Here is an 18815-nt window from a genome sequence, read left to right as displayed (position 1 = left end):
CAGTCCTGCCAATTAGACAGACTGAATCACTGATCCCTCTGCGTCGCAACCGCCGCCTTTTTCAACAGAATCGGCCCGTCAGCGACATCGGAAGATGCTCCTTCTCCGCCGCTGTCGGGGTTTGAGCCGACATCAGGCGGCCAGCCGCTGAACGAGTCCGTGGCATGGTCGGCCTGGCGCGGGTTACTTTGCAGCCAGCCCCGGCGGCGGGACGAAGCCGCCGAATTCCCGTTCGATCAATCCGGCCAGTGCGATCGTGGTGCGATCCTCGAGATACGGCCCGATGATCTGCACGCCGATCGGCAGTCCCGATGGCGTGCGCTCGATCGGAACGGCGGTTGCCGGCAGTCCGCAGGTCGAAGCGGGGTCGGCCCAGATGAAGCAGGCATCGGAATAGTTGTAGGGCTTGCCGTCGATGTCCAGCTGGCGGGCGTCGAACGGCTCGGATTGGTCTTGCGGAAAGGCCGGCACGGCGGCGACCGGATAGATCACGGCATCGAACTCGCGGAAGAACAGCTGCCACCGTTGCTGCAGCTGCAGGCGTGTCGCGTCGGTCGCCAGCCACTCGCGATGGGTCATGCCCCAGCCGCGGGCGCGCTCGGCCTGCAGGCTGCGGTCGTCGGGCGACAGCGCCGCGGCAAGTGCTTGCGCTTCTGCGAGGGCGGCCGGCGTCAGGCGCGGACTTCGCGCTGCGTTGAGCAGCTTCATGTAGAGCCGCGCGGAGTCGGCGAGGTCGGGCAGCGACGCGCTCGCGCGCGCAACCCGCGCGCCTGAACGCTCGAGCCGCTGCGCCAGCCGTCCGATGGCGGAGCGCACGGCATCGCCCGTCGGCATCAGCGGATGGGTGTCGATCACGAGGATCCTGAAATCCTTGAGCTGGTCATGGCGCGGGGCGGGCAGCGCAAGGCGATAGCCGATCCCGTCGCGCGTCTCATCGGGGCCGGCGATCACGTCGAGCGACAATGCGAGGTCCGATGCTGTGCGCGCCATCGGTCCGACGACGGCGAGATCACCCTGGCCCGGAACGGGCGGCGCCGGCGGCAGGCTGTAGCCGCGCAGCGGAACCAGGCCGAGGCTCGGCTTGTGTCCGAACACACCGCAGAAATGCGCGGGCACCCGGATCGAGCCGCCGATATCCGAGCCGATCGAGAGCGGACCAAAGCCCGCAGCCAGCGCCGCCCCCGATCCGCCGGAGGAACCGCCGGGCGAACGGCCGAGGTCCCACGGGTTGTTCGTCGTCCCGTGGATCTCGTTGTAGCTCTGGAAATCCCTGAGGCCGATCGGGATGTTGGTCTTGCCGATGATGATGGCGCCCGCGGCCTTCAACCGCGCGACGACGAGCGCGTCTTCCTTTGGTTGAAAATCCCTGAAATGCGGAAAGCCCCATGTCGTCGGCAGGCCGGCGACGTTGAATGGTTCCTTCAAGGTCACGGGAATACCGAGCAGCGGCAGCCGCTCGCCGCGGCCGAGCGCGGCGTCGGCAGCGCGGGCCGCGTCTCGTGCACGATCGAAATCGCGAACGATGATGGCGTTGATCGGCCCGTCCAGCGCTTCGATGCGCGCGATCGTGTGTTCGAGGAGCTCGGCCGCGGACAGCTTGCGCGCGTGCAGGGCGCTCAGCAGTGCGCCGATCGAGCCGTAGTCAAGGTCAGCGTCATCTGCGGTCATCATGAACTCCATTGTATCCCATTGTCGCGTCGAGGCCATTCCCGTTGCAAATGCCCGGGGCGTCGAACGTGCGATCTTGAAAGGGGGATCAGAGGGGCCGCGCAACCAGCACCGGACCAGCTTGCCGATGCGGAGGGTAATGCCGTTCGAGACGGCCATGCCTTCCGAACGGTTAACGGCCCGGTGCGGCGGCAAACCCACGGTCGGCCATGATGCAATTCTGCACCTGTTTTGCCCGACGGCGCAAGCAAAATTTCGTCCTTACCGAATTCTTGAAAAGGCCAATGATTTCGGCCCGATCCCTACTGTGCATGGGGTTGTTTTCGATTTTTTGCCGGAGCGTCACCGCGCCGCATGGTTCCGAGCGTGAGGCCTCCCCTATCGGACCGAATCCCCTAAGAATTTTTACACACAGTTCTGGCACCTTCCGCGCGTCAATTTCCGCAACCTGCATCGTCGCCTCTCATTGCGCGCACGAAAAGACGGGGCCCGCGGGCATCGAGGGGGCGTAAGCCATGACTGCACTTGCTTCGGACGCCGGTTGCGCGAAGCGCGGGATCGTGCCGATCCTGTTGTGCGTCGTGCCGTTCAGCCAGATTCCGCTCGATGCCTATACGCCGGGCCTTCCGCAGATGGTGGTGGACCTCGCAACCGATTCCGCGTCGATGCAGAACACCGTCACCGCCTACATGCTCGGCATGAGCCTGGCGCTGGTGCCGGTCGGCATCGCCTCCGATACGCTCGGTCGCCGCAACGTCCTGCTCGCGGGGTTCTCCGTGCTCATCGCGATGAGCATCGCCTGTGCGCTCGCCACCAGCGCTTCGCTGCTGCTGGCCCTGCGCTTCCTGCAAGGCATCGGCGGCTGCACCTGCCTCGTCGTTGCCTACGCGGTCGCCGCCGATTGTTTTCGCGGCCGCGAGCTCACGGCGATCTCCGGTCTGCTGGGTGCGGCCTGGGGGCTCGCACCTGTGCTGGCGCCGGCGGCCGGCGGCTTCATCGTCGAGCTGACGTCGTGGCGCGGCGTGTTCGTCATCATCGCGATTGCCGCAGCCATCGTTGCCACGATCGTCGTATTCCTTCTGCCTGAAACCTTGTCGGCAGAGCGGCGCGCGCCGTTCGATCCGCGCAGGACTGCCGGTATCCTGCGCGCTGCGCTTGTCCGTCCCGGCTTCCTCGCCTTCGTACTGGTGTTCGCCGCGGCGGCCAGCGCGCAGCTCGCGTTCGGGGTCGTCGCGCCGTTCTTCTACCAGACCGGCCTTGGTTATTCGGCGGCCATCTACGGTCTCGTCGCGCTCGGCCTTGGCGGCGTCAATCTCGCCGGCGAGCTCGGCTGCGCGCATTTCGCGCGCGTCATGCCGGCCCGCATGCTGGGCTTCGGCGCCTTCGCGCTGTTTCTCGCAGGCTCCGCGGTCCTGGCCGCAACCGGCATGGCCGTCGGTCTCGATTTCGCATCGATCACGATCGGCGGCGCGCTGGTGCTCGGCGGCTGCGGCGTGCTGTGCCCGATGATGTACGGCATGGCGCTCGGCCTGTTCGAACGCGACCACGGCCTGATCGGCGGCCTGATCAGCGCGCTCTGCTACCTCGCGGTCAGCGGCGCCATGGCGATCGCGGCGGTGCTGCCTGAAGCAACCCAGGCGCCGATCGGATGGCTCTATCTCGGCCTCTGCGCCATCGCGGGCACGCTGCTTGCGATCTCGCTGCCCTCGGTGCGCCAGGCCACACAGACCTAAGGAAGGAACCAGTTCATGACCACCGTCGGTATTCGCGGCACGTTCTTCGACTTCGTCGACGATCCCTGGAAGCACATCGGCAACGAGCAGGCCGCCGCGCGCTTCCATCAGGACGGCCTCATGATCGTCACGGATGGCGTCATCAAGGCGTTCGGTCCGTACGAGACGATCGCCGCCGCGCATCCGGGCGTGCAGATCACCGATATCAAGGATCGCATCATCGTTCCCGGCTTCATCGACGGCCACATCCATCTGCCGCAGACCCGCGTGCTCGGCGCCTATGGCGAGCAGCTGCTGCCGTGGCTCCAGAAATGGGTCTATCCGGAAGAGCTCAAATATCGGGATCGCAACTACGCGCGCGAGGGCGTCAAGCGCTTCCTCGACGCGCTGCTCGCCTCCGGGACCACGACCTGCCAGGCCTTCACCAGCTCCTCGCCCGTTTCAACCGAGGAGCTGTTCGAGGAAGCGGCCCGCCGCAACATGCGCGTCATCGCGGGCCTCACCGGCATCGATCGCAACGCGCCAGCCGATTTCATCGATACCCCGGAGAATTTCTATCGCGACAGCAAGCGGCTGATCGCGCAGTACCACAACAAGGGCCGCAACCTCTACGCCATCACGCCGCGCTTCGCCTTCGGCGCCTCGCCGGAGCTGCTGAAAGCATGTCAGCGTCTCAAGCACGAGCATCCGGACTGCTGGGTCAACACCCACATCTCCGAGAACCCGGCGGAATGCAGCGGGGTGCTGGTCGAGCATCCGGACTGCCAGGACTATCTCGGCGTCTACGAGAAGTTCGATCTGGTCGGGCCAAAGTTCTCCGGCGGCCACGGCGTCTATCTCTCGAACAACGAGTTCCGTCGCATGTCGAAGAAGGGCGCCGCGGTGGTGTTCTGCCCGTGCTCGAACCTGTTCCTCGGCAGCGGCCTGTTCCGCCTTGGCCGCGCCACCGATCCCGAGCATCGCGTGAAGATGTCGTTTGGGACCGATGTGGGCGGCGGCAACCGCTTCTCGATGATCTCCGTGCTCGACGACGCCTACAAGGTCGGCATGTGCAACAACACGCTGCTGGACGGCAGCATCGATCCGGTGCGCAAGGACCTCGCCGAAGCCGAGCGCAACAAGCTGTCGCCCTATCGCGGCTTCTGGTCGATCACGCTCGGCGGCGCCGAAGGTCTCTACATCGACGACAAGCTCGGCAATTTCGAGCCGGGGAAGGAGGCCGATTTCGTCGCGCTCGATCCGAACGGCGGGCAGATCGCGCAAGCCTGGCACCAGTCGCTGATCGCCGACGGCGCCGGCCCGCGCACGATGGATGAAGCCGCGAGCATGCTGTTCGCCGTCATGATGGTCGGCGACGACCGCTGCGTCGACGAGACCTGGGTGATGGGCAAGCGCCTCTACAAGAAGAGCTGAGGCGATCGCTTATGAGCGCATCCCCTGACACGGCCGGCCAGCCGGTCGCTCTCGTCATCCAGCGTCGCATCGCCGACGACGGCTTTGCCGCGTTCGCGCGGTGGAACGGCGAGGTCGGCGAGGTGCTCAAGACGTGGCCGGGATTTCTCAGCCAGGAGGTGGTGCCGCCGCAGCCGCCGGCGCATGTGGACTGGGTGACGATCCTGCGCTTTGCGAGCCCGGCGGCGGCGCGCGCCTGGCTTCAGAGCGAGGTGCGGGCGAAGTTGATCGGGCAGGTGCAGCGCTACTTCGTCGGTTCGGAGGATGTCCATATCCTGCCCGACACCGGCGTTCAGCGCGACAGCGCGGTCTCGGCCGTGATCTCCTTCAAGGTGCCTGATGGGCTCGAGGACGCGTTCCTGCAATGGCAGCAACGCATCCAGGCCGCGGAGGCCGAGTTCAAGGGATTCCTGCGCCACAAGATCGAGCGGCCGATCCCGGGCCTGCATGACGAATGGATCGTCATCCTGTCATTCGACGGCGATGCCAATCTCAATGCGTGGCTCGACTCGCCCTTGCGGCAGACGCTGCTCAAGGAGGGCGCGCGCTTCAACGCCGGCATGAACGTGAAGCGGGCGAGCTACGGCTTCAATTTCTGGTTTCCGTCCGGCAAGACGCAGGCCCCGGAGCAGAGCCCAAGCCTGATCTGGAAGAGCAACCTCATCGTTCTGCTGGTGCTCTATCCCGTGGTCTACCTCTGGGGCACTTTCATCAGCAGGCCGCTGATCGACAGCCATGGCGTGCCGATCTGGCTGTCGCTCTTCGTCGGCAATCTCGTCAGCACCCAGCTGCTCGGCTGGTGGCTGGTGCCGGCCGCCTTCAAGGCGCTGGACTGGTGGATCACGCCGAAGGCGGCGATCGGTCGCCAGATCGCCGGGTATGCCCTGCTTGCCGCGCTCTACGCCGCGTCGATGGGTCTGTACGCGCTGCTGCTCGCGTGGCATTGGGGGCGGTGAGGCCGTCCACCGTGCTGTTGCGGAGTGCGGCGGTCTCGGGACATTGACGACCATGTTCTCCCTGACATTTCTCGGGACTTCCGCAAGCGTTCCCTCGGCGGAACGCAACCATCCGGCGCTCCTCGTCGAGGCGGCCGGCCAGCGGATCCTGGTCGATTGCGGCGAGGGCACGCAGCGCCAATTGTTGCGCAGTGGCGCCGGATTCCGGCGGCTGGACCGCATCCTGCTGACGCATGCGCATCTCGACCACGTGCTCGGCATCCCCGGCCTGTTCTCGACGCTCGGCTTGCGCCAGACCTCAGACGTGATGACCATCCATGGCGGGCCGGGCACACTCGACCTCGTCATTCGCATGCTTGCGGGCCTGTGGGGGGCCGGCAGGGCGCCGATCCCGGTGGAGTTTGCAGCGCTGACCGAGGGACAGGTCGTCGACGCCGGCGACTTCACCATCGACTGCTTTCCGGTGCGGCATCGCGACACCGACAGTTTTGGCTTCGCCTTCAAGAGTCCCGCCCGCCGCCATCTTCAGTCCGATCGCCTCGTCGCGCTCGGTGTCCCCGACGGTCCCTTGCGCGGCGAGTTGGCGCAGGGACGTCCGATCGTCATCGCCGACCGAACGATCGATCCGGAGGAGGTCCTGGGGCCGCCGAGCGGCGGCAAAAAGCTCGTCGTGATCGGCGATACCGAGACCACCGAGAGGCTCTCGCACCATGTCGCCGACGCCGATATGCTGGTGATCGAGGCAACGTTCCTCGATCGCGACGCGGCGACCGCGCGGAATTACGGCCATCTCACCGCGGCAGAGGCGGCTTCGTTCGCGGCCGCGAACAATGTCGGGCAGCTCGTGCTGACCCATATGTCGGGACGCTACGAGGACGAGGAGATTCTCGCCGAGGCGATGAAGGTCTTTCCGAGCACACGGATCGCCGCCGACTTTGATCACATTGTTGTCTTGTGATCATGACGAGCGTTACAGGCCGGACGCGACGCCGAGGCGGCCGATGCCGGGCAGCTTGAGGGCGGGACGCCTGATGTCGAGGCCAAGCACGGCGCCGAAGAAATTGATCTCGAGACCTTCGACCCAGCCGAGGGTGAGGCCGAGATAGCCGGAAAGCGACGCGTAGAAGCCGGTGCGCGAGGCGGTCAGCCCGATCCATTGCCCGGAATAGGGATAGTCCTTGCCGATGGCGGTCGGCGGCAGAACCGCGCCAAGTTCGGGCACGGCATTCAAGGCGGCTTGAACGAAGGTGTTCGAATTTGGCCCGGGCCAGGCGCTGTAATCACCATAGGTCCGAAACTTGTAGGTCTCGATGACAGATCGAATCCTGGGAATGAGGAGTTCGGCCTGTGGCCCGTCGACCGCCACCACGGTTTCCGGCAGGGCGCCAAACCATCGTCCATCGGGAGCAAACCCATTGCTCCGGATCGGTTCGCCCCACGCCGTGTAGTCGTATCGGCTGTAGCTGGCCGCGTCCTTTTCCTTGACGACGATCCACGTGTGGACGGCGAAGATGCTGCGCCACCGCACCGTTCGCGCCGCGTAGATCCGGATCAGGGCATCGGGATGGGACGAGGCCGGAGGCAGCAGACCTGCGCTGGAACGGTCGGCCGTCTGCCAATTGCCGCGACCATCTCCAAGCCAGTAATACCGCGCGGCCGACACGCAGATCGGCACGAACACCAGCAGCAGAAATGTGAGCACGGTTTTTCTCAAGAGAAGGTCGAGAGTGGGAGGGTTAACTCACGGGATATAGTTCGATCGAGCTCTCACGCCAGCCCGGTCGGCAAGAACGCCCTCAGCTCGACAATCCCGACTTGATCGCGAGATCCTGCACCTGGCGCGTCACCTGCATCAGCCGCGGCAGCGCCTGGTCGCGAAAGGCGGACATGTCCATGCGCATCGCGTCGACGGTGACGCTCAAGCCGCCGATCACGAGCCCCTGGGCGTCGAAGATCGGCGTTGCCAGCGTGCGCAGGCCATAGGCGTTCTCGCCGTCGGAGACCGCATGACCTTTCTTCTTCACCTGATCGAGCCGGGTGAGCAGGGCATCGAGATCGGTCAGCGTTCGCTCCGATAGCTTGACGCGAGGGCGCGCTTCCAGCCGCGCGATCTGTTCGTCCCGCGCCAGATGCGCCAGCATGACATGGCCGAGCGCGGCGCTGTAGGCGGGAATGCGCGAGCCCGGCCGGCGATCCATCTTGTAGCGATCGAGGCCGGCGCTGATGCGCGCGAGATAGATCACGTCGCCGCCGTCGAGGATGCCGAGCGAGGCCGCATCGCCGACATCGGGCACGAGCTGGCGCAGCAGCGGCTCGACGATGGTCCGCAACGATCCATGCGACAGCACGGTGTAGCCAAGGTCCAGACAGGCGAGGCCGAGGCGGAACCGGCGGCTCTGCGGCACGGCCTGGAGATAGCCGAGCTCGACCAGGGTCTGGATCAGCCGGAACGCGGTTCCGCGATCGAGATCAGACCGTGCGGCAATCTCACTCAGGGTGAGCTCGAAGTCCTCACTGGTGAAACTCCTGAGCACGGCGAACGCCTTGCCGACGGAAGCGACATAATTCTTGGGATTCTTTGGGCTAGCTTCAGGTTTGCGCTTTGCGGCCTTCTTTTGGTTCTTGGCCATGCTCGAATGCCCCGTCATGACAGCATCGCCCTTGACGCGGGAGCGCGCTGATTTTACCACTGGATCAGTAAATAACAAATGTTCGCATTCCGAACAATATCGTTCTGGCGATCGGAGGAAGTCTTGTCGACATCATCGCTGCACCCTCATGGCGTATTCTCAGCCGCGCTGACGCCGCTTGACGCCGAGCTTGCGCCCGATCACGCGCGTTTCGTGGAGCATTGCCGCTACCTCCTGGACGAAGGCTGCGACGGCATCGCGATGCTCGGCACCACGGGTGAAGCGAATTCCTTCTCGGTGACCGAACGCACGGCGCTGCTCGAGGCGGTGGTTGCCGCCGGTATCGCGCCGCAGCGGCTGCTTCCCGGCACCGGCGTTGCCGCGCTCAGCGACACCATCGCGCTGACGCGCCACGCGCTTTCGGTCGGCGTCGACAGCGTGGTGATGCTGCCGCCGTTCTACTACAAGAACGTCACCGACGACGGCATCTTTGCCTCCTACAGCGAAGTGGTGCAGCGGATTGGTGATGCGCGCCTGAAAGTCGTCCTCTATCACTACCCGCAGATGTCGGCGCAGCCGATTTCGCATGCGCTGATCGAGCGACTGCGCAAGACTTATCCGGCGACGTTCACCGGCATCAAGGATTCCTCCGGCGACTTCGCCAACATGACTGCGATGGTGGAGCGCTTCCCGGGATTCGCGGTCCTGGGCGGTGCCGATCCTTTGATGCTGCCGCTGCTGCGCAAGGGCGGCGCGGGCTGCATCACTGCGACCTCCAACGTCGTCGCGCGCAGCCTTGCGTACGTCTACATGCATTTTCGCGATAGCGACGACGACCCGGCCCTCAAGGCGGCGCAGGCGCGCATCGTCAAGGCGCGCGAGCTGGTCTCGAAATTCCCGCAGATGGCATCTCTGAAGGCGCTGGTGGCCGAGCGCACCAGGCACGCCGGCTGGCAGCGCCTGCGTCCGCCGCTGGAGTCCTTGCAGCCGGACCAATTGAAAGAGCTGCTTGCGAATGCCGCGGCATTCGCGGCCTCCGCCTAGGCTTGGTGCGGACGACGAGGCGATCTGATGTCCGACTCCTTCCAGGATGCATTGGCCGGGCTTGCCGCAATCGTCGGCGACAAGTACGTCATCGCGTCCGGGCCTGACCAGGAGCCCTATGTGGTGGACTGGCGCGGGCGCTATCACGGCCGCGCCGTTGCGGTGGTGAAGCCCGGCTCGACGGCGGAGGTTGCCTCCGTCGTCAAGCTCTGCGCGGCAAGGCGGCTCGCGATCGTGCCGCAGGGCGGCAACACCGGCATGTGCGGCGCCGCGACGCCGGACGATCACACGGGCAATGTCGTGATCCGGCTCGATCGCATGCGGGCCGTGCGCGACGTCAGCCCGCTCGCCAACACGATCACGGTCGAGGCCGGCTGCATCCTTGCCGAGGTCCAGAACGCGGCGAAGGGCGTCGACCGCTATTTTCCCCTGAGCTTGGGCGCCGAGGGCTCCTGCCAGATCGGCGGCAACATCTCGACCAATGCCGGCGGCACGGCCGTGCTGCGCTACGGGCCGACGCGCGATCTCGTGCTGGGGCTGGAGGTCGTGCTGTCCGACGGGCGCGTCTTCAACGGCCTGCGCGCGCTGCGCAAGGACAACACGGGTTATGCGCTGAAGCAGCTCTTCATCGGTGCGGAGGGCACGCTCGGGATCGTCACCGCGGCGGTGCTGAAATTGTTCGCGCCGCCACGCAGCTCGGCCCTGGCGCTGTTGAAGTTGCAGGGCGTCGAGCAGGCGCTCGAGATCATGCAGCGCCTGCGCGGCGCGGTCGGCGACCGGCTCGGCAGCCTCGAGATCATGTCGCGGTCGCAGATCGAGGCGATCGCGAAGACCGTGCCGCATGTCACGGTCCCCTTCGATCTGACGACGCCGTGGTATTTGATCGTCGAGCTGACCGACACGCTCCCGGGCGTCGATCTGGATGAGCCGCTCGCCGCGGTGCTCGCGGATGCGATGGAGGCCGGGCTTGCCGAGGACGTTATATTGGCGACCAACCTCGCGCAGGCGAAGGCGATCTGGGCTATCAGGCACAGCGTGTCCGAGGGCAACAAGCGCAGCGGTTACGTGGTGTCGCATGACAGCGTGGTGCCGCTGGAGCGCCAGGCGGCTTTCGTCAACAATGTCGAGGCCCGGATCAAGGATGCCGTGCCGCATGCGAACGTGGTGATGCACGGCCATATCGGCGACGGCAACATCCATGTCGTGGCCTTGATCGCTCACGTGCATTGCCAGGACCCGGACGCGACGGCCAGGCTGGTGGCCGAGATCAATGAGATCGTCGATGACGAGACCGCGGCGCAGGGCGGGGCCATCAGTGCCGAGCACGGCATCGGCATCACCAATCGCGGCCGGCTCGTCCGCGTCGCCGATCCCCTCGACATCGAACTGATGCGCGACATCAAGCAATTGCTCGATCCGAATGGCCTGATGAATCCGGGCAAGATTTTTGCGGGAGGCGTGCAGCGATGACGAGCGTCCGCCTGCTCGCTGACGATCTGACTGGCGCGCTCGACACCGCGGCGGAGTTCGTCGGCCTGTGCGGACCGTTCGACGTCACCTGGCCGGAAGCGCCCGCGGCGCAAGCCTCCCGGAGCCTCGCGATCGACAGCGGCACGCGGGAGCGCTCCAGAGCCGAGAGCGTCGAGATCGTCGAGCGGCTGGCGCCGCAGCTCCAGGGGGCGGCGATCGGCTACAAGAAGGTCGACAGCCTTCTGCGTGGTGCCTGGGCGGCCGAGCTCGGTGCCTGCCTGCGCGGCGGTCATTGGACCTCTTGCGTGGTTGCGCCCGCCTTCGACTATCAGGGGCGTCGTACCGTCGGTGGCCAGCAATTCGCGCGCACGGTGCAAGGCGAGTGGCATCGCGTCGGCGACAATCTCCTGGCGCAATTGCAGCGCGAGGGCATCGAGGCGCGGCAGGGGCAAGCTGATACGCTGACGCAGGCCGGCGTCCAGGTGTTCGATGCAGAGAGCGACATCGATCTCGATCGTGTCGTGGAGATGGGACGGCGCATGCCGGGGCCCGTGCTGTGGTGCGGAAGCGGCGGATTGGCCGGCGCGCTCGCGCGCAGCCACCGTGCCGATGCGCCTGATCGGTTGAAGCTGCCGGTGCTGGGGTTGTTCGGCTCCGATCAGCCCGCCACGGCGTCGCAACTGGCCGCATGCGGCGAGGCGACCATCGCGCTTGCGGAGGGTGAGGGCGCGGCGCGTGTCCAGCGCAAGCTGGCCGGTGACGGTGTGGCGCTGGTCAAGTTCTCTCTCGCCGAAGGCCTGACGCGCGCCGAGGCCGCGCGGCGCATCGCACACGAAATGACGGTACTGATCGCGGCGCTCGAACCGCCCGGCACGTTGATCGTCGCCGGCGGCGAAACCTTGAAGGCCGCATGCGTCGCCCTTGGCGCGCATGCGCTCCAGGTGACGGGACGTATCGTGCCGGGATTGCCACGCTCGACCCTGCAAGGCGGTCGCTGGGCCGGCATCGACGTCGTCTCGAAGTCCGGCGCATTCGGTCCCGGCGAGCTCTGGCGCGATCTGCTCCGGGAAAATCATCTGTTCAGAATGGAGAGTCGAACATGACCTCTCGTCATCTTGCCATCACCATGGGCGATCCTGCCGGGATCGGGCCTGAGATCATCGTCAAGGCCTGCCTCGGGCTGAAGGATCGGATCGCGACGGGCGATCTGCGTCTGCTGATCATCGGCAGCGGCGCGGCGCTCGATGGCGCGAAGGTCGCGCTCGGTGCCGACGTCGCGATCCCGCAGGTGTCGGCGGACGATCGCGAATGGCCCAATCTCTGCTACCTGCAGGCCGACGCCGAAGGTGATCCGATCAAGCCCGGCGTGCTCAGCGCCGATGGCGGCCGCTTCGCCTATAAGGCGATTGAGCAGGGCGTCCGGCTCACCCAGGCCGGCCGCACCGCGGCGATCGTCACCGCGCCGCTCAACAAGGAAGCGCTCAACAAGGCCGGCTATCATTTCCCCGGCCATACCGAGATGCTGGCCCATCTCACCGGCGTGCGCGGCTCGGTGATGCTGCTCGCCCACGGCAACATGCGCGTCAGCCATGTCTCGACCCATGTGGCGCTCGAGGATGTGCCGAAGCGTCTGACGCCGGAGCGGTTGCGCATGGTGATCGACCTCACCAACGACGCCTTGCTGCGGCTCGGTATCGCCAAACCGAAGATCGCGATCGCCGCGCTCAATCCGCATGCGGGCGAGGGCGGCCTGTTCGGCCGGCAGGATATCGACGTGTCGGCGCCGACGATCGCCAAGGCTGTCGCCGACGGCCTCGACGTCGTCGGCCCCGTGCCGGGCGACACCATCTTCGTCAAGCTGCGCGCCGGCCAGTTCGATGCCGCGGTCGCGATGTATCACGACCAGGGGCATATTCCGGTCAAGCTGCTCGGCTTCCAGGTCGATCCCGCGACCGGCCGCTGGCAGGAGCTGTCCGGCGTCAACATCACGCTCGGCCTGCCGATCATCCGCACCTCCGTCGATCACGGCACCGCCTTCGACATTGCCGGCAAGGGCATCGCCAACGAGCACAGCCTGATCGAGGCCATCGACTATGCCGAACGGCTGGCCGCCGGCGCTTCCGCATCCAAGTCATGAGATCGACCGCACGATGACCAACGCTTTCACGCCCATCGAAATCCAGCGCCCCACCATCCTCGAATTCGGCAACGGCACGATCACGGCCGCGGCGCGCTTTGCCGAGCGGATCGGCGCCAAGCGGCCGCTGGTGATCTCTGATGCGTTCAACGCGCGCCGCATCGACATGCTGGCGCTGCCGGGTGCGGTGAAGGTGTTCGGCGACGTCAAGCCCGAGCCGGACCTGCCCAATCTCGAGAAGGCGGTAGCGATGGCGAAGGAGGCCAAGCCGGATCTCGTGGTCGGCTTCGGTGGCGGCAGCGCGATGGATCTCGCCAAGCTGGTCGCGGTGATGTGCACCTCTGACGTGCCTTTTGCCGATATCGTCGGGCCGGAGAAGGTCGCCGGCCGCAGCGTGGCGCTGATGCAGATCCCGACCACTTCGGGCACCGGCAGCGAGGCCGGTACCCGTGCGCTCGTCACTGATCCCGTCAGCCAGAACAAGCAGGCGGTGCAGAGCCGTTTCATGCTCGCCGACATCGCCATCGTCGATCCGGACTTGACGATGACCGTGCCGAAGGAGGTCACCGCGGCGACCGGCGTCGACGCGCTGGCCCATTGCGTCGAGGCCTATACCAGCCGCAAGTCGCATCCGACGATCGACCTCTACGCGCTCGAGGGGGCGCGGCTGGTTGGGCGCTATCTCAAGCGCGCGGTGGCCGACGGCGGCGACCGCGAGGCGCGTGCCGGTCTTGCGCTCGCGTCGCTCTATGGCGGCTATTGCCTCGGACCGGTGAACACCACCGCCGGCCATGCCGTGGCCTATCCGCTCGGCACGCGCCATCACATCGCGCACGGGCTCGCCTGCGCGGTGATCTTCCCGCATACGCTCGCGTTCAACATGCCGGCCGTCGAGGCGAAGACCCTCGCGGTGCTGGAAGCGCTTGGGCTGTCGGTGCGAAACGATCCGAATCTCGCCTTCGACGCGACCTACGGGTTCTGCAAGAATCTCGGCATCGAGATGCGGCTGTCCACGCTCGGCGTTCCCAAGAATGATCTCGGCGTGATGGCCGATGAGGCGCACGCCATTCGCCGCCTGCTCGACAACAATCCGCGCGATCTCGGCCGGGACGCGATCCTGAAGATGTACGAGGTCGCGTTCTAAGCCATCTCCGCCGCGCGGCAACCAATCAATAACACAGTGAAAAGAGGAAACTTCGATGAGATCGATGTGGCTTGTTCTGGCTTCGGTCATGCTGCTGGCGACGTCGCCGGCGAAGGCGCAGGATAGCTATCCGTCCAAGCAGGTGACGGTGATCGTCCCCTTCGCCGCCGGCGGCACCGCGGACATCTTCGCACGCATGGTCTCGAACCATCTGCAGGTGAAGCTCGGCAAGCCCTTCGTGGTCGAGAATGTCGGTGGCGCCGGCTCGATCCTCGGCGTCACGCGGCTGGCGAAATCGGCGCCCGACGGCATCACGCTCGGCCTTGCCAGCACCTCGGCGCTCGCCATCAACCCCTCGCTCTATGGGCCGAGGCTCAGCTACCAGCCGGACAAGGATCTGGTGCCGGTCGCCCAGATCAGCATCGTGCCCAACGTGCTCGTCGTGAACCCCAACAAGATCAAGGCGCGCACCGTGCCGGAGCTGATCGCCTATCTGAAGGCGAATCCGGACAAGGTCTCGTTCGGCTCGGCCGGCGTCGGCACCTCGCAGCATCTCGCCGGCGAGCTGTTTCAGCAGATGACCGGCACCAGGATGGTGCACGTGCCCTACAAGGGTTCGAGCCAGATGCTGACGGACCTGCTCAGCGGCCAGATCGATCTCGCCTTCGACAACGTGCCGCTGCTGCTGCCGCAGGTGAAGACTGGCCAGCTCGCGATGCTGGCGACCGCAACGCCCAAGCGTGCCGCGTTCGATCCGGAGGTCCCGGCTGTGGCCGAATTCCTGCCCGGTTTCGAGGCGGTCGCCTGGCACGGCTTCTTCGTCCCTGCGGGCACGCCGAAGCCGATCGTCGAAAAGCTCTCGGCCGAGATCCGCGCCTTCATGCAGCAGCCGGACACGGTACAGAAGATGGCCGAGCTCGGCGCGACCGCCGTTGCCGTGGATTCGGAGCCGTTCGCGGCCTACATCGCCGCGGAGACGGCGCGCTGGAAGAAGGTGATCGAGGCCGCGAACATCAAGCTGGAGTAGGGGGCCGGTTTGCGTCCGGGCGTTAGCCTTACCTGTCAAGGTTGACGTGACATCGTGCTCACATGGGCAAGCCAATCGCGATATTTTGGATATCCGAAGAGTAACCCATGTTTCGAGAGTACGATGTCCCGTTCCCTGGAATTGATCGTTGAAGGATATGTGCGGCTGAACGATCGCGATGCGCTCCACGATATCCTGTCGCATCGGCAGGATCTGCTGCGGCAACTGGTGTCGGTGACGGGCGTAGACCCGCGGCAAGCCATCGCGCAGGTCAGCCAGGAGATCACGATCATCGAAGCCGGACTCGCAACGCTCGCGCCGGAATAGGCCTGTCCCGCGGCCCCGCTGCCGGGTTCACAGCCCCTCGCACCGCAGCGCTTGCCAGCCCAGAGCCGAGCGGGTAGAACGCTGCCACGCCTGAGCCGTGATTTGCGCCAAACGCGCTTCCGGCCACAGCCGGACAGATCAATAAGATATTGAATTTGTTCGGCTATTCCGTTGGGGAATGGTGTAACGGTAGCACAACAGACTCTGACTCTGTTTGTCTTGGTTCGAATCCAGGTTCCCCAGCCAATTCCGGGCGCTTTTGTCAAGCCATGATTGACCTGCCCAGGGCCTCACCAATTGTGACGGCCGTCCAGCCGCGCGGCCGCTCGCGACGGTTTGCCTCATCGGAATATCGTCTTCGTGGGTCGGATTGCCGGGCATCGGATCGTCCTTGGGACACACAACCCAAGGAGATCCGTGATGCCCTATGTCGATGGTTTCGTGCTCGCCGTGCCCAAGGACAGGATCGAGGCCTACAAGGCGCTGGCGAACACGGCCTGCGCGATCTGGATGGAGCACGGCGCGCTCGATTATGTCGAATGCATCGGCGACGACGTTCCCTATGGCGAGCTGACATCGTTTCCGCGCGCGGTGATGGCGAAGGAAGACGAGGTCGTGGTGTTCGCCTGGATCGTCTATCGCGACCGGGAGACACGCGATGCCGTCAACAGGAAGGTGATGGCTGACCCTCGGCTGAAATTGGACGGCATGCCGTTCGACGGCAAGCGCATGATCTATGGCGGCTTCACGACGTTGCTGAGGGCGAGCGACGTCGTGGGATGAGCGCGCTCCGCGCCTTGCGCATTCGACAACCGCCGCTGCGGTTGTCTCACCTGCGCCAGACGATGCCAGATTGAGCGTCGCCTGCGCCGTGCGTCGTCGCCGCTCCCCCATGCAGCATCGTCGCAATCCGTTTCACCTTGCCGGTGTCCGGCCGGCATGCCATCCTCCCGTCGCCAGGCATAATCAAACGGAAGCGGGCGGCTCGCCCAAGCTTTCCAAAAAATCTTGGTTGGGGAAACCCTTTGGGAGGTCTGATTTCATGACATTGAAGCACGTCACCGGGCTGCTTTGCGCGGCCGCGATGTCCCTTGCGTTGGCTTCGGGTGCGCAGGCCCAGGACAAGGTCGTCAAGATCGGCGCGATCCTGCCGATGTCCGGCGGCACCGCCTCGATCGGCGCGCATGCCAAGGCGGCGCTCGAAGTCGCCACGGACATCATCAACAACGCCCATCCCGAGCTCGGCAATCTGCCGCTGGCGAAGAACGCAGGCCTTGCCGGCCTCGGCGGCGCCAAGGTCGAGGTGGTGTTCGCCGACAACCAGGGCAGCCCGGCGACAGGGCAGAACCAGGCGCTGCGGCTCATCACCGAAGAGAAGGTCGCCGCAATCCTCGGCGCCTATCAGTCCGGCATCACGCTGACCTCGAGCGCGATCGCCGAGAAATACGGCATCCCGTTCCTGACGCCGGAATCGGTCGCCGCCAATCTCACCGAGCGCGGCTTCAAATGGTTCTTCCGTACCACGCCGATCGCGCCGGATTTCGTCCGCATCTATGACGAATTCCTCATCGACATGAAGGCGGCCGGCGCCAAGACCGACAGCATCGCGCTGGTCCATGACAACACCGAATACGGCACTTCGGTCGCCAACACGATCGCTTCCGGCTTCAAGGATAAAGGGCGTGGCGGTGTCATCGACATCGCCTATGCCGTCAACGCCACCGACGTGCAGGCCCAGGTGCTTCAGCTCAAGGAGAAGAAGCCCGACGTCGTGCTGATGATCAGCTACACCTCGGACGCGATCCTGTTCGCCAAGACGATGCAATCGCTCGACTACAAGCCGCCGCTGCTGCTCGCGGACGACGCCGGCTATTCCGATCCGTCCTTCATCAAGGCGGTCGGCAAGCTCTCGCAGGGCGTCTTCAACCGCTCGTCCTGGGCGGTGGGTCCGTCCGGATCGCCGTCCGCCATCATCGCCGACATGTACAAGAAGAAGAGCGGCGAGGAAATGGACGACACCGTCGGCCGCCAGATGCAGGGCTTCTTCGTGCTGGTCGACGCCATCGATCGCGCCGGCTCGACCGAACCCGCCAAGATCCAGGCCGCGCTGAAGGCGACCGACCTCAAGCCCGAACAGCTCATCATGGGTTACAAGGGCGTGAAGTTCGATGACAAGGGCCAGAACATCCTGGCCTCGGCCTACATCATCCAGCTTCAGGACGGCGAGAATTACGTCTCGGTGTGGCCGAAGGCCAATGCCGAGAAGGCGCCGGTATTGCCCTACAAGGGCTGGTGATCATGCGAGGGCGGGACCTGCAGTCCCGCCTTTTTCATAAGGCTTGGTAGAGCAGCGCAGCTCATGTCCTTTGTTCTCGTGCAGGTGATTGTCGGCGGGCTTCTGCTTGGCGCCGTCTACGCCCTGTTTTCCTCGGGCCTCACGCTGGTGTGGGGCATGATGAACATCGTCAATTTCGCGCATGGCGATTTCGTCATGCTCGGCATGTACGTCGCCTATGTCGTCTACACCCTGATGGGCGGAGGGCCGATCCTCGGCGCCCCGCTCGCAACGCTGGTGCTCGCCACCCTCGGCGTCGTCGTCTATTTCGCCCTGATCCGCGACATCATGAAGGGGCCGATGCTGGCGCAGATCCTCGGCACCTTCGGGCTCGCGCTCTTGCTGCGTTATTCCGTGTTCTGGTGGTTCGGCGCCAATTTCCTGTCGATGCCGCAAAACATCGTCGGCGGCACCTTTGCCGTCGCGGGCTTGCGCATCGAGGCCTCGCGGCTGCTCGCCGGCGTCGTCGCGCTTCTCGTGACGCTCGGCCTGCATCTGTTGCTGACGCGCACCTCGCTCGGCTCGAAGATGCTGGCGGTGGCGGAGGATCAGACCGCGGCGCAGCTGATGGGCATCCGGCCCGACACCATGCAGGCGATCGCCTGGGCGATCGCGGCCGGCGCCACCGGCCTTGCCGGCGCGCTGATCGCGAACTTCTTCTACATCGTGCCGACGGTGGGCGAGACGCTCGGCATTGTCGCCTTCGTCACGGTCTCGCTCGGCGGTTTCGGCAGCGTGCCCGGTGCGCTGGTCGCGGGCCTCCTGATCGGCGTCATCGAGTCGCTGTCCGGCTATCTGATCGGCGCTATCTACAAGGACATCGTCGTCTATGTGCTGTTCCTGCTCTTCCTCTGGTTCCGGCCGCAAGGCTTGATGGGCAAGACCTGATGAG

At 65.4% G+C, this 18815-nt stretch carries 18 protein-coding genes and 1 tRNA gene; 16 read left to right on the top strand and 3 right to left on the bottom strand.

The genetic code is table 11. The features are described 5' to 3' along the window. Positions 1-183: 183 nt before the first annotated feature. Positions 184-1668 (bottom strand): amidase, encoded by a 1485-nt coding sequence (locus tag AC1RUR_RS35345; RefSeq protein WP_492852729.1) that lies wholly within the window; start codon positions 1666-1668, stop codon positions 184-186. 1 nt (position 1669) lies between these two features. On the opposite strand from AC1RUR_RS35345, the gene AC1RUR_RS35340 reads away from it, so the two are divergent. The 5 genes from AC1RUR_RS35340 (at position 1670) to rnz (ending at position 6767) form a co-directional block, all read left to right on the top strand. Further along, positions 1670-2038 (top strand): hypothetical protein, encoded by a 369-nt coding sequence (locus AC1RUR_RS35340; protein ID WP_492852727.1) that lies wholly within the window; start codon positions 1670-1672, stop codon positions 2036-2038. A gap of 145 nt (positions 2039-2183) precedes the next feature. Continuing rightward, entirely contained in the window at positions 2184-3401 is a 1218-nt protein-coding gene (locus tag AC1RUR_RS35335; RefSeq protein WP_492852725.1) for a multidrug effflux MFS transporter, read from the top strand. Between the two features lie 15 nt (positions 3402-3416). Further along, positions 3417-4814: a guanine deaminase gene (guaD, locus tag AC1RUR_RS35330; protein WP_492852723.1), complete on the top strand. Its 1398-nt coding sequence runs from the start codon at positions 3417-3419 to the stop codon at positions 4812-4814. Positions 4815-4825: 11 nt separating this feature from the next. Beyond that, positions 4826-5809: an antibiotic biosynthesis monooxygenase gene (locus AC1RUR_RS35325; protein ID WP_492852721.1), complete on the top strand. Its 984-nt coding sequence runs from the start codon at positions 4826-4828 to the stop codon at positions 5807-5809. Positions 5810-5861: 52 nt separating this feature from the next. Further along, the gene (gene rnz, locus AC1RUR_RS35320) at positions 5862-6767 is read left to right on the top strand and encodes a ribonuclease Z (RefSeq protein ID WP_492852719.1); all 906 of its coding nucleotides are present in this window, start codon (positions 5862-5864) and stop codon (positions 6765-6767) included. 12 nt (positions 6768-6779) lie between these two features. Here rnz and AC1RUR_RS35315 read toward each other — a convergent pair whose 3' ends face one another. Both AC1RUR_RS35315 and AC1RUR_RS35310 read right to left on the bottom strand, forming a co-directional pair. Then, positions 6780-7511, bottom strand: a complete 732-nt coding sequence (locus AC1RUR_RS35315; protein WP_492852717.1) for a DUF3750 domain-containing protein — start codon at positions 7509-7511, stop codon at positions 6780-6782. A gap of 94 nt (positions 7512-7605) precedes the next feature. Further along, a complete protein-coding gene (locus tag AC1RUR_RS35310) occupies positions 7606-8439 on the bottom strand; it encodes an IclR family transcriptional regulator (protein ID WP_492852715.1) in 834 nt (277 codons plus the stop codon). Between the two features lie 123 nt (positions 8440-8562). On the opposite strand from AC1RUR_RS35310, the gene AC1RUR_RS35305 reads away from it, so the two are divergent. The 11 genes from AC1RUR_RS35305 (at position 8563) to AC1RUR_RS35255 (ending at position 18811) form a co-directional block, all read left to right on the top strand. Continuing rightward, on the top strand, positions 8563-9483 hold the full coding sequence (locus AC1RUR_RS35305) for a dihydrodipicolinate synthase family protein (RefSeq protein WP_492852713.1): 921 nt from the start codon (positions 8563-8565) through the stop codon (positions 9481-9483). Positions 9484-9510: 27 nt separating this feature from the next. After that, complete coding sequence (locus tag AC1RUR_RS35300; protein ID WP_492852711.1) at positions 9511-10953, top strand: FAD-binding oxidoreductase; 1443 nt, start codon at positions 9511-9513, stop codon at positions 10951-10953. Further along, complete coding sequence (locus tag AC1RUR_RS35295; protein ID WP_492852709.1) at positions 10950-12056, top strand: four-carbon acid sugar kinase family protein; 1107 nt, start codon at positions 10950-10952, stop codon at positions 12054-12056. The genes AC1RUR_RS35300 and AC1RUR_RS35295 overlap by 4 nt, the downstream gene beginning before the upstream one ends. Beyond that, positions 12053-13090 (top strand): 4-hydroxythreonine-4-phosphate dehydrogenase PdxA, encoded by a 1038-nt coding sequence (pdxA, locus tag AC1RUR_RS35290; protein ID WP_492852707.1) that lies wholly within the window; start codon positions 12053-12055, stop codon positions 13088-13090. The genes AC1RUR_RS35295 and pdxA overlap by 4 nt, the downstream gene beginning before the upstream one ends. 13 nt (positions 13091-13103) lie before the next feature. Beyond that, a complete protein-coding gene (locus AC1RUR_RS35285) occupies positions 13104-14234 on the top strand; it encodes an iron-containing alcohol dehydrogenase (RefSeq protein ID WP_492852705.1) in 1131 nt (376 codons plus the stop codon). Between the two features lie 55 nt (positions 14235-14289). Next, positions 14290-15261, top strand: a complete 972-nt coding sequence (locus tag AC1RUR_RS35280; protein WP_492852703.1) for a Bug family tripartite tricarboxylate transporter substrate binding protein — start codon at positions 14290-14292, stop codon at positions 15259-15261. Positions 15262-15384: 123 nt separating this feature from the next. Continuing rightward, positions 15385-15588 carry a hypothetical protein gene (locus tag AC1RUR_RS35275; protein ID WP_492852701.1) on the top strand — a complete coding sequence of 68 codons (204 nt, stop codon included), beginning with the start codon at positions 15385-15387 and terminating at the stop codon, positions 15586-15588. Positions 15589-15760: 172 nt separating this feature from the next. Next, positions 15761-15834: transfer RNA gene (locus AC1RUR_RS35270), tRNA-Gln, on the top strand. Positions 15835-16008: 174 nt separating this feature from the next. Then, the gene (locus AC1RUR_RS35265; protein WP_492852699.1) at positions 16009-16371 is read left to right on the top strand and encodes a DUF1428 domain-containing protein; all 363 of its coding nucleotides are present in this window, start codon (positions 16009-16011) and stop codon (positions 16369-16371) included. 259 nt (positions 16372-16630) lie between these two features. After that, positions 16631-17884, top strand: coding sequence for an ABC transporter substrate-binding protein (locus AC1RUR_RS35260; RefSeq protein WP_492852697.1), 1254 nt, complete (start codon positions 16631-16633; stop codon positions 17882-17884). A 63-nt stretch (positions 17885-17947) separates the two neighbouring features. Continuing rightward, positions 17948-18811 carry a branched-chain amino acid ABC transporter permease gene (locus tag AC1RUR_RS35255; protein WP_492852695.1) on the top strand — a complete coding sequence of 288 codons (864 nt, stop codon included), beginning with the start codon at positions 17948-17950 and terminating at the stop codon, positions 18809-18811. Positions 18812-18815 lie beyond the last annotated feature (4 nt).

This window comes from Bradyrhizobium sp. GW821-FHT12B03 (assembly GCF_058807535.1).
This window is presented reverse-complemented; position numbering and strand designations above follow the sequence as displayed.